The sequence below is a fragment of the Methanobrevibacter sp. genome (assembly GCF_045586545.1).
Lineage (GTDB): Archaea > Methanobacteriota > Methanobacteria > Methanobacteriales > Methanobacteriaceae > Methanocatella.
This window is the reverse complement of sequence record NZ_JAZNAN010000104.1, coordinates 1-11,159: the sequence shown is the minus strand read 5'-3', so window position 1 is coordinate 11,159 and position 11,159 is coordinate 1. Positions and strand designations below refer to the sequence as shown.

Genomic DNA, 11,159 nt, shown 5'->3' with positions numbered 1-11,159 from the left:
CGATTTCGCAGGAGGTGCAGTTGTCCACATCAACTCAGGTATTTCCGCATTGGCTGTTGCATTAGTGCTTGGAAAAAGAAAAGATCCATCATTGATTCCGCATAATTTAGGATATGCTGTTTTAGGAGCAGCATTATTATGGTTTGGATGGATGGGATTCAACGGAGGATCCGGTCTTGCTGCAGATGGACTTGCAGCTAATGCTATTATTGTATCAAATGTTGCAGCAGCAATGGGACTTCTTGTTTGGACAATAATTGATACTTATGTTGTTGGAAAACCAACAGTATTAGGTGCAATTTCCGGTGCAGTAGCAGGTCTTGTAGGAATTACTCCGGCAGCAGGATTTGTCGATGTGTTTGGTGCATTATTCATTGGTGCAATAGCTCCAGTTGTTTCATACTTTGCAATCTATTACCTCAAACCAAAACTTGGTTATGATGATGCTTTAGATGTATGGGGTATTCACGGTATGTCAGGAGTATGGGGAGCAATAGCAACCGGTATATTTGCAGTCCCTGCAATCGGTGGTGCAGCAGGTTTAATAGCAGGAAATGCCAATCAGGTAGTAGTTCAGATAATAAGTGTAATAGCTACCATAATTTATTCATTTACAATAAGCTTTATACTTGCTAAAGTTCTAGATAAAGCTATGAACGGTATAAGAGTTGAAGAATATGAGGAAATCGGTGGATTAGATACTAATCTCCACGAGGAATCTGCATACAACTTCGGCTGATAGGAGTGAATATCATGAAAAGTATTGTTGCGATTATAAGACAGGAAAAATACATTGACGTAAAAAACGCCCTTCTTGCAGTAGGATGTGAAGGGATGAACGTCTCAGAAGTAAAAGGAAGAGGAAGTCAAAGAGGTATAAAGGAATCCTATAGAGGATCAAGCTACTGTATCGATTTGATTCCAAAAACACGTATAGAAATTGTTGTGAAGGATGAAGGAGTAGATACAATTGTAGAAGCAATTAAAAAAGGCGCACACACCGGAAACATAGGTGATGGAAAAATCTTTATCCATCCGATAGATAATGTGATTAGAATAAGAACTGGTGAAGAGGGGGACGATGCCGTGTAGTCCTCTGTATGACAAAGAGTTGAACAATATTATTGTTCTTATAATATCTCCCTGGGAAATAGTGCATAATGCATTATTTCCTCTTTTTTTAATAAGAAATTACCACACCATTTATGTCAGAAATGTCAACCCATGTTTGAATTCCCTGTATTTCATATAAGACACCGTTAATGTATTCATATGAGATTTCCTTGTTGTCACTGACTAGGTGAATGTTATTTCCATCGATTTCATCGACACGCTTGATGATTCCGCCATATTCATCGGATTCGGCCACAACAATATCTCCAACATGAACATCATGGGTTTTATTCAAAAGCACAGTTTGACCATCCTGCAGTGTTGGAAGCATTGAAGTTCCGTCCACATAAACAATAACTGGGATCTGGTCAGGTCCGATACTTGAATCGACATTGATTTCAGGGTCTATATTATATTTGCTGCAAATCCCTTCTACATTATTCTTATAGGTGCCGATATCGGTTGTTGTATCGTTCATTACATTGACCGTATACTCGCATATCTCCTCATTTAAACTATGGGCATCAACGTCTGAAAGGCTGTGGGTTTCAACAGTAACGTTTTCACCGTCGATGTAAATGTCGACAGTGTCATTAAATAAAAAAAGCATTCCGAAAACAACTATTAAAATCAGTATAACTAAAGCTAAAATAATCTTTTTAGCCATATTTTCACCCGTCCATGATGTTCAAGTCCATATTCAAAAGTGCTCTCATGGTTTCAATGTCTATTTGGCCTGGAGCGGTTACGTCGGTTCCTGCCGCAAAGGTGATTGGTGAGTCGAATTTAGCTGCCATGACTCTGGTATAGCTTCCCAAATCCCCCATGGAAATTGCTATTGTATTTTCGCAATGGGAAAGTACGGCAAGAATTGTCAATGTATCTTCTAGATTTTGTGGCATAAAAGCGACTTTAGCAATATCTCCCATTTCTTGTTCTTTTTCAACAATATAAAGAATTTCATTTAATTGGGGTGTTTTTTCGAAATCATGATAGGAAACAATGGTTTTAACACCACTATCATGGATTTTTTTAATGTATTCGTCATTGCTTTGAAGTTCAATGTCAACATAATCAACCAAATCACAGCATTCAAAAAGTATGTTGACCCTTTCTTCTTCACTTCCTTTAAAGGATCCTCCTTCTGAGCTGATTCTGTTGGTAGCAATCATTGGAAAATTAATCTCTTCGATTGTATTTTTGATTTCGGAAATATCCGGGTTTTTTAGAGCGTCTATTCTAAACTCCAAAATGTCTGCACCCTTGTCAATACAATCACGGGCTACTTCGATTACATCCTTGCAATTTTCTTGAAAGATAGGTATTGCAATTTTTGTTTGAGAATACATTGATTAATATATTTAACATGGCTATTAATTAAAGTTTCTTAATGTTTATATAAATTAAACAACAAATAATATATCAATAAAATATTTTATTTTATTATTTCAAAAATCAATTATACAAGGTGTTAATTTGAAAATTACGGCTATTGGTGCAGATATATCTCAAAATGATGTGTCATGTAGTGCCAAGCTAGTAGAAACCATAGAAAAGAACCTTCATTCAGTAAAAGAATTGGGCGCAAGGGACGTGGCACTTACAAATGTCACAGGTGATGATGTGGTCGTCAGCGCATTTGTAGAAGATGACTTGCTTGAAGTGGTTAATGAAGGTTTGGTCAACGTTTTAAAGATGAGTGCGGAAAACTTGGGGGATTTGTCCGGAATTTCACAGGATCCTGAAAACGCAGGTGAAGGAATTTCCTATGCTGAAGCAAACATAAGGCCGGATAGATATCCAGATGCAATTGTTTTGGGTTTCGATACATATGGGGGTGAGCCGTTTGTAGCGGATGTTGCAAACTCAGCGATTGATGCGGCAAAAGGTATTGCAAACTGTACTGACGTATCCGATTACATCGAAGCAAAAACAAGAAAGATACCTGGTGTCGGCTATGTTTCACCTGAAACCGATGATCCTGTTGTCGTTGCAACAGTCGAGAATATTGAATCAGTCGGTGTCATTGCCGGTGCAATGATTGGTGCTGCACTTGGAAACAAGAATGTTTATTTAGTTGAAAGAGGAACAACTTGTAATGTATTACCAGGCAGTGTAATTTTCTCAGCAACTGCGTTTATGAATGGAAATGTAATAGATCTAGCTGTTCCATTTGAAAATAAAACAAGAATACTAAGATAGGAGTTTTTTAGATATGATTTTATTAAATGAAGATACAAAATGTTTAGTTCAAGGGATAACCGGTAAACAAGGTTCATTCCACACAGAACAAATGTTAAATTACAATACAAATATTGTTGCAGGTATTACTCCTGGAAAAGGCGGTCAGAAATTCTTAGACCAGGTTCCAATTTTCAATTCAATTGAAGAGGCAAAAGAGGAAGTTGACATTAACGCTTCCATTATTTTCGTACCTGCAAAATTTGCAAAAGACGCCGCTTTTGAAGCAATCAGACATTTGGATTTGGTTGTTATCATTTCAGAGCATATCCCTGTTCATGACAGTATGAAAATCATGGCATATGCAAAAGAGATGGACACAACAATCATCGGTCCAAATACTCCGGGAATTATCTCTCCAGGTGTCGGTAAGCTAGGTATCATGCCAACTCACATTTTTGCTGAAGGTAATGTAGGGGTTATTTCAAGAAGTGGTACATTGACTTATGAAATCGCCAGTGAGCTTACCAATGCAGGAATCGGCCAAAGTACTGCGGTAGGTATTGGTGGAGACCCTGTTACCGGTGATAATTACGTTGATATATTGAAAAGGTTTGAAAAAGATGACCAAACAGATGCTGTTGTCTTGATTGGAGAAATTGGAGGAACAGCAGAAGAAAGAGCCGGAAAATACATTGCAGATGAAATGTCTAAACCGGTCGTATCCTACATTGCAGGAAGAACCGCACCGCCGGGCAAAAGAATGGGACATGCCGGAGCAATAATTCAAGGAAATTCCGGTACCGTTGAAAGTAAGACCAAAGCTTTGAATGAAGCCGGTGTGGACGTAGCTATTAAACCATCTGAAATTGTAGATTTACTTAAAAAGGTTATGTAATGACTCAGGAAATTATTGATAAATTATTAAATGGAGAAATGAAGCTTTATCAGGTTGATAAAGAAGTTTCCGCAAAAGAAGCAACAGATATAAGAAGAGAGTTTCTGGAGCAAAAATATGATATTAATCTGGAAAACATCTCAAATTATTCTCTTGATATGGAGAGGGCGTCCGCCCGTAACATTGAAAATTCCATTGGAGTTCTGCAGCTTCCTATGGGTATTGCAGGCCCATTGAAAGTAAATGGAGAATACTGTAATAGGGAGGTATTTGTGCCTTTGGCCACTTCCGAAGGAGCATTGGTTGCATCAGTAAACAGAGGGGCATCAACCATTACTGCATCCGGAGGTGCAAATGCAAGAGTAGTATCTGATATCATGACCCGTGCACCTGCAATTAAATGTGAAGGTGTTAGTGATGCATTGAAAATTAGACAATGGTTTATCGATAATTTTGACGAGCTAAAAACAATCGCAGAAAGTACAACTTCTCATGGTAAACTAATTAAAATTGACCCTATCTTAATTGTTGGAAGCTATGTTTATCCAAGATTCGTATTCTCAACCGGGGACAGTATGGGAATGAATATGGTAACAATAGCTTCTGAAAAAATCCTAGAAAAACTTGCACAGGACACTACTGCAACACATCTTGCATTAAGCGGTAATGTATGTGTAGATAAAAAACCAGCTGCTATAAATATTGTTGAAGGAAGAGGAAAAAGCGTTATAGCAGACATATTAATACCAAAAGAGATTGTAGCTAAAAAACTTAAAACTGAAGTCGATACAATCGTTGAAGTAAACACTGCTAAAAACTTAATCGGATCAGCCGCATCAGGCAGCATGGCATTCAATGCGCATTATGCAAATATGGTTGCAGCCATATTTTTAGCAACCGGCCAGGATGCAGCTCATGTTGTAGAAGGATCTTTAGGCATTACTACAGCAGAAAACCGTGATGGAGATTTATATTTCTCAGTTAACTTGCCGGACCTTCCAGTGGCTACCGTCGGTGGAGGAACCAGTCTTGAAGCAGCTCATGAAGGACTGGAAATATTGGGTGTTGCAGGTTCAGGCAAAGCCCGTGAATTTGCCGAAATTGTAGCATGTACTGTTTTAGCGGGAGAATTATCTTTAATCGGAGCTATTGCCGCAGGACACCTTGCAAGAGCACATCAGCAACATGGAAGAGGATAATATGGATGATTTCATAGATGCCCTGTATCCGGAAATCACTCTCGAAACTGATGATATAATAATGTCAATAGCAGTAAAAAAAGACTATTCTCAAATAAAAGATTTGGATAAAAGAAAAGAAGAATTCATTAAGGATTTGGAGGATTTCATTAAGGAATTCAGTGAAACTCCCGAATCCCGTGATTTTGTAAGCTATTTTGATGATTAGTATTTTCGAACTCCAAAGAGTAATATTTCTTAATCGTTCAATATCTATATTGTGGGAGTTTTCCTGCAATACACAAAATTAGATATTGACAATATCATTTTAAAACGGATTAATTTTTAAGATAATTCAAATTTAATTTTAATTTTAAAAGATTTAATGAGAAAATCTCATAAATCTTTTATTTGTTCTACAAAAATCTTTCAGCTTCGCTGAGGAATTCTTCTGCATGGGAGATCACTTCTTCAGCAATTTCTTGGTTAATGCAATCATTTGCACTGTAGTCGGCATCTTCTCGTATGGATTGGCTAGCCGCAAAATTTGCGTAAATTCCATGATCAAAATCCTCTTCATAAACGAATTTTAAGGAAAATAAGTTTATTAATCCTTGGTGGGTTTTGGCATTTAATCCTTTTTTCCTTAATAATGCTTTAGCCATTAAAAACATAGAATAATAAGCTAAACTTGCAGAATCTGTGTAGTTTCCAATTTCATATAATGTCTTGCTGGATGTTAGTTTGTCATATGATTTTTTGCATAGTTTTTCTATTTCACTCAAGAACAATTCCCTCTTTTAAAACATTAGTTAAAAAGGAATAATCTTTAGTTTCATTGAAAACATTTTCACTCATTACATGGACAGAAAGCAGTTCGCCTTCTTTTAAAACGGTATCTGCGATGATTGTAGAAATCTGAGGCCAAATATCCTTGCGATAATTGGAAACAACTAAAATGTCGATATCGGAATCCGGCCGATAATCTCCTCTTGCAACGGATCCAAACAACATCATGAGTTTGATTTTATCTGATTTGATATTTTTTGCAAAATCTTTAGCTATTTCAAATTTTTTGGACATGGATTGCCCTCCTTGAATTAATATTTCCATGCAACAATATTTAAATTATTCCTTTTTTCCAAATTTTCAACCATTCGCTGATTAAAAACTACTTCAGCGCTGAAAGTTTATCACAATATTGTGTATTGTAATATTGGGGAGAATAATTAAATATAACTGGCGGAAGTGCGAAAAAGCAAAAAAGTACAAGTGTGCACATGTGTAAAAACACTAAATAATTTTAAATTTAGGTGCAAATTGCTTGGATGTTTTTGACTTAAAGATTGCAATTTCACTATAATATCAACTCCTCCTACAAATCAAACTAATCTAGCTATAACCTTGATAGTTGTAACAAATGTTAAATAATTGATTTGGGGTGATGACATTTCAATGATGGTCAATGCGATAAATAAAAGCGAGTAAGGGGTCATTGGTGGTGTTGATTTTTATACCCTCTTTTCCATATTTTTTGAGTAGTAATCATACAGGTTTTGTTATGATTAGTATTTGGAATCTATTTTTTCAAATACTTTTTTAACATTTACTTTTGTTTCAAAACAGCCTGTTTTTTCAAGCAAAACTCCCTGAGGACAAAAATCGGAAAGCAACATCATCATCTGGTTTAAGTCTTCATGACAGGCCACACCAAGAACCGCCTGGAACTTGTTTTCCATAACTATCTTTTTAACGAAACTTGATCCCGGAACAATATACAGTTTATAGCCTAAAGGCTCTGATTTTTTCTTGATTACTCCAATTGAACATAATCCGCATTCAGTACAATTCAAACCTTCTTTTTGAAGTGTTGCAGGACAGTCTTTGTGTCTAAGACAATGTGGAAGGAATATCAAGGTTTTCTCAGCAGGAATCTGTCTGAATTTTTCCTTGTTAAGTTCATCCCTTACCTTTATTGCAATATCATCAATCAGATGGTCATCCAATTTCAAAAAATGAGCAATAGTCTTGAATGGGGAATATAACAAGTCCACAATATATAATAGGAATCTTGGGAACTTTATTTTGTTTTTACGAGCTATTAAATATCCTAGAATTAGAACTACAATAAAAAGAATCACGATTAGAATAGCTAGAAAAACTACCAATTGCCCTAAAAACATGTAAAATGAATCGATAAATAACATTTTTTTACCTAAAATTCTTCAATTGAATAATTGTCAAATTCCTTATTTAATTTAACTCCGGTCGGTGTTTTTACTATTTCAAGTCCGGATAGACTGTCGCAGGAACACAGAATGTTCTGTTCAGGATGGGTTCCAGGGATAATATTGCAGTTCAGGTTTACTCCATCTCCGATTGAGATTACTGTTTCCAGCCTTTTGGTTGACGGGTGGTCCTTATTTAAAATAATGAGCGGGGATGATTCTTCACGGCTCAGGTAAGCCTGTGCCCTTATTGCACGTTTGTCCTTTTTAAAGTTTGAAACGGCAATGATATCATCTGATTCTAAAAACTGGACTATCTCTTCATTGTCCTGTGTTGCAATAAACAGCATCTTATCTTCATAAGCAACTTTGACAATGCCTACAATTCCGGTTTCACCTTCAAGAAATAGTATTTCATCATTTTTAAAATCAATATTCATAATAATCACAAAAATAAAAAAAGAAGAGTAAAATAAATTTACTCTACAGCTTCAACGTTGTCACTTTGACAAGAAGGACAAACTACTTTTTTTCCAAGACCTTTAAAGGTATTTCCACAGTCTTTACAATGGTATTTTTTTGTTTTCAATTTTTTCAAATCAATGTCGGCCATTGGCCCTCCGCTAGAACACATTATAAATCACCTATTATTATATTATATTATATATTATTTAAATTATCATTACAATTGTTAATTTTTTCAAGGATTTCATTATCCTTTGTCAAAGTATAGAGAATATTATAGAAATATATTGCCTGGTTATATAATTGATTTTTTTCATATTCTCCGGTTAATTCCTCAAGTGTTTCAATGATTAATGGATTTGCTCCCAATTGAATGTTTTTAGCCTTAATAATCTCTTCACATTCCTCAATTGAAAAATCTAAATTGTTTTTTGATTGGATATAAATGATTTCTTTATATGCAAGGGGACTTAAATCATATTCCATGCTATATTTGAATAATGCCAATGCGGTTTCCATTTGATTTTCTTCAATATAATATGCCCCTAAGTTTCTATAGCATCTTGCAATGTCCTGAGGGTAATATGCGTATTGGAGAGCTTCTGTTGTATACATAACATATTTATTGTAATTGTAGGTGTGCTGTTTGTAGATTTCACATAGCTCCAGAATGATTCTTGAAGAAACCGGATTGATTCTGATTGCTTTTTTAAGATATAATTCTGCTTTTTCGAGCTGCTGGTTTTCAAGAAGCAGAAATCCATAAAGGTAATACAAATCAAGCAGGGGCTGGTTGTCAGGTATTAATCTTACCTCTTTTTTGGCACCGACATATGTATAAAATAATATCTCTTCTAAGGGGTTTGTGAAAAAGTGATATTCGCTTACTTCATCGTCTTCAAACATCGGATAAAAGTTTTCCATAAACTTGTCCAATTTCTCTAAAGAGGTATCATAATCTCCACTTTCCACATCATATGAGACATCATTCAAAATGTCCATTACCTGATTTTCGTTATTGGTAATTTCAATGTATTCCAGTTTTTCCTCATCACTCAAACAGTCCCACATCATACGTGAAATCTCTTTTAAGATTTCTTTATTGTATGGGTGGTCCTTATATTTCTCAATTTGGCCTGATAGGTATTTTCTGTCCAAATCCTTGTTTCCACCCAGGTTAAGTTTAATTTCCTTTATTATCTCTTCGTACATTAACACACCAAAAGTTAGTTTAATGGGTAATGTTTTTATATTACCTCTTACCTATGTTAATATGTATAAAAACTTAGTTTTATATTTTTTATTTAAAAATTTTAAAGGTGATTATTAAATGGCAAATCAACCAATATTCATCCTTCCTGAAGGAACCGAAAGGTATACAAAAAGGGACGCTTTAAGAATGAATATTACTGCTGCTAAAGTATTAGCAGGTATTGTAAGAACCACATTAGGTCCTAAAGGTATGGATAAAATGTTAGTCAGCTCATTAGGTGATGTGACTGTCACCAATGACGGTGCAACTATCATGAGAGAAATGGAAATCAACCAGCCTGCAGCTAGAATGCTTGTAGAAACAGCTAAAAAACAAGAAGATATTGTTGGAGACGGAACCACTTCTGTTGTTGTTATTGCTGGCGAATTATTAGCTAAAGCTGAGGAATTATTAGATGATGGTATTGCAACTTCCGTTGTTGTAAAAGGATATAGAAATGCAACCGAAAAGGCAGTTGAACTTTTAAAAGAAATTGCTATTGATGCTGATGATGAAGACACTCTTAAAAAAGTAGCTGTTACTGCAATGAGCGGTAAAGGATCTGACTATGCAAAAGAACACTTAGCGGACATTGTTGTTAAAGCTGCATTAAGAATCAAAGAAGATGGAAAATCTGACATTGATAATATTAACATTCAAAGAGTTTCCGGAGATTCTGTAGAAGATTCCTTCTTGGCTGAAGGCGTAGTTATCGATAAGGCACCAGTTTCTAAATCAATGCCTAAAGATATTAAGGATGCAAAAATTGCTATCATGAAATATCCTATTGAATTAAAGGATATGAATACTACTAGTAAAATTGACATTACCAGTCCTGAACAATTTGAATTGTTCTTAAACCAAGAAGAACAAATGATTAAAGATTTGGTAGCTAAAGTTGTTGATTCAGGCGCAAATGTATTGTTCTGTCAAAAAGGTATTGACGATATGGCAGAGCACTACTTGAAAAAAGCAGGAATCATGACATATAAAAGGGTTAAAAAATCTGACATGGAAAGAATCGAAAAGGCTACCGGTGCAAAACTCGTAACCGACATTGAAGATTTAAGTGAAGATAAATTAGGTCATGCAGGTCACGTTTACTTAGATAAAATATTTGATCATGAATTGACTTTCATTGAAGAATGTGACAATCCGAAAGCTTCCTCAATTGTACTTAGAGGCAGTACCCGTTATGTAACCGAACAAATTGCAAGAGCTATTGATGATGCTTTAGGAGTAGTTGCAGCTACTATCGAAGAAGGTAAAGTCCTTATTGGTGGAGGAGCTTGTGAAATTGATTTAGTTAAACAATTAAGAGATTATGGTGAATCTGTAAGTGGAAGAGAACAATTGGCTATTTTGAAATTCGCTGAAGCTTTAGAAGTCATTCCTAAAACCTTAATTGAAAATGCAGGTTTAGATACCATCAACTTAATTGCTGATTTGAAAGCTGCTCACGAAGACTCTAAATTCATTGGAATCAATGTTTTCACCGGTGAAGTCGTTGACATGAAAGAAGCAGGAGTTATTGAACCTTTAAGAGTAAAAGTTCAAGCGCTACAATCTGCTGGTGCTGCTGCTGAAATGATTTTAAGAATTGATGATATGATTGCAGCAAGAAATGCACTTAATTCAACCGGTCCGGATGAGTCTGGAAATGATGACAGTGGTATGCCTCCAATGCCTGGTGCAGGCGGTATGGGCGGTATGCCTCCAATGATGTAAAATTAATTTTTTACATTATTTTTCTTTTTTTAATTATATTTGCTTATTTTTTATTATACTTTATTAAATATGTTGTTTTTTATTCTAACTTAAATATAATCTATGTTTTTTATTTA

At 35.3% G+C, this 11,159-nt stretch carries 15 protein-coding genes; 7 read left to right on the top strand and 8 right to left on the bottom strand.

The window, feature by feature from the left end; genetic code table 11:
• Both ACKI3D_RS07885 and ACKI3D_RS07880 read left to right on the top strand, forming a co-directional pair.
• Positions 1–739, top strand: a 739-nt coding sequence (locus ACKI3D_RS07885) for an ammonium transporter (RefSeq protein WP_407393499.1), incomplete at its 5' end; no start/stop codon positions are given.
• 14 nt (positions 740–753) lie between these two features.
• Entirely contained in the window at positions 754–1,092 is a 339-nt protein-coding gene (locus ACKI3D_RS07880) for a P-II family nitrogen regulator (RefSeq protein ID WP_407393498.1), read from the top strand.
• A gap of 88 nt (positions 1,093–1,180) precedes the next feature.
• On the opposite strand, the gene ACKI3D_RS07875 is transcribed toward ACKI3D_RS07880, so the two are convergent.
• The gene (locus tag ACKI3D_RS07875; protein WP_407393496.1) at positions 1,181–1,780 is read right to left on the bottom strand and encodes a S24 family peptidase; all 600 of its coding nucleotides are present in this window, start codon (positions 1,778–1,780) and stop codon (positions 1,181–1,183) included.
• A gap of 4 nt (positions 1,781–1,784) precedes the next feature.
• Positions 1,785–2,462 carry a type I 3-dehydroquinate dehydratase gene (gene aroD, locus ACKI3D_RS07870; protein ID WP_407393494.1) on the bottom strand — a complete coding sequence of 226 codons (678 nt, stop codon included), beginning with the start codon at positions 2,460–2,462 and terminating at the stop codon, positions 1,785–1,787.
• A 127-nt stretch (positions 2,463–2,589) separates the two neighbouring features.
• Here aroD and ACKI3D_RS07865 point away from each other — a divergent pair, with 127 nt between their 5' ends.
• The 4 genes from ACKI3D_RS07865 to ACKI3D_RS07850 are packed head-to-tail and all read left to right on the top strand — an operon-like array spanning position 2,590 to position 5,599.
• Positions 2,590–3,315 (top strand): hypothetical protein, encoded by a 726-nt coding sequence (locus ACKI3D_RS07865; RefSeq protein WP_407393492.1) that lies wholly within the window; start codon positions 2,590–2,592, stop codon positions 3,313–3,315.
• 13 nt (positions 3,316–3,328) lie between these two features.
• Complete coding sequence (gene sucD, locus ACKI3D_RS07860; protein WP_407393491.1) at positions 3,329–4,192, top strand: succinate--CoA ligase subunit alpha; 864 nt, start codon at positions 3,329–3,331, stop codon at positions 4,190–4,192.
• Positions 4,192–5,391: a hydroxymethylglutaryl-CoA reductase (NADPH) gene (gene hmgA, locus ACKI3D_RS07855; protein WP_407393489.1), complete on the top strand. Its 1,200-nt coding sequence runs from the start codon at positions 4,192–4,194 to the stop codon at positions 5,389–5,391. The genes sucD and hmgA overlap by 1 nt, the downstream gene beginning before the upstream one ends.
• 1 nt (position 5,392) lies before the next feature.
• Positions 5,393–5,599 carry a hypothetical protein gene (locus tag ACKI3D_RS07850; RefSeq protein WP_407393488.1) on the top strand — a complete coding sequence of 69 codons (207 nt, stop codon included), beginning with the start codon at positions 5,393–5,395 and terminating at the stop codon, positions 5,597–5,599.
• A gap of 187 nt (positions 5,600–5,786) precedes the next feature.
• Here the strand turns inward: ACKI3D_RS07850 and ACKI3D_RS07845 are convergent, their stop codons facing one another.
• The 6 genes from ACKI3D_RS07845 to ACKI3D_RS07820 all read right to left on the bottom strand — a co-directional run bounded on the left by ACKI3D_RS07845 (position 5,787) and on the right by ACKI3D_RS07820 (position 9,275).
• Positions 5,787–6,155 (bottom strand): HEPN domain-containing protein, encoded by a 369-nt coding sequence (locus tag ACKI3D_RS07845; RefSeq protein WP_407393486.1) that lies wholly within the window; start codon positions 6,153–6,155, stop codon positions 5,787–5,789.
• Positions 6,148–6,453 (bottom strand): nucleotidyltransferase domain-containing protein, encoded by a 306-nt coding sequence (locus ACKI3D_RS07840; protein ID WP_407393484.1) that lies wholly within the window; start codon positions 6,451–6,453, stop codon positions 6,148–6,150. Before ACKI3D_RS07840 ends, ACKI3D_RS07845 begins: the two co-directional genes overlap by 8 nt.
• A 482-nt stretch (positions 6,454–6,935) precedes the next feature.
• A complete protein-coding gene (locus tag ACKI3D_RS07835) occupies positions 6,936–7,577 on the bottom strand; it encodes a DUF116 domain-containing protein (protein WP_407393482.1) in 642 nt (213 codons plus the stop codon).
• A gap of 8 nt (positions 7,578–7,585) precedes the next feature.
• Positions 7,586–8,038 carry a hypothetical protein gene (locus ACKI3D_RS07830; protein ID WP_407393480.1) on the bottom strand — a complete coding sequence of 151 codons (453 nt, stop codon included), beginning with the start codon at positions 8,036–8,038 and terminating at the stop codon, positions 7,586–7,588.
• A gap of 38 nt (positions 8,039–8,076) precedes the next feature.
• The gene (locus ACKI3D_RS07825) at positions 8,077–8,232 is read right to left on the bottom strand and encodes a hypothetical protein (protein WP_407393479.1); all 156 of its coding nucleotides are present in this window, start codon (positions 8,230–8,232) and stop codon (positions 8,077–8,079) included.
• A 26-nt stretch (positions 8,233–8,258) separates the two neighbouring features.
• Complete coding sequence (locus ACKI3D_RS07820; RefSeq protein WP_407393477.1) at positions 8,259–9,275, bottom strand: hypothetical protein; 1,017 nt, start codon at positions 9,273–9,275, stop codon at positions 8,259–8,261.
• A 118-nt stretch (positions 9,276–9,393) separates the two neighbouring features.
• Between ACKI3D_RS07820 and thsA the strand changes: the two genes are divergently transcribed.
• A complete protein-coding gene (thsA, locus tag ACKI3D_RS07815) occupies positions 9,394–11,043 on the top strand; it encodes a thermosome subunit alpha (RefSeq protein WP_407393475.1) in 1,650 nt (549 codons plus the stop codon).
• Positions 11,044–11,159 lie beyond the last annotated feature (116 nt).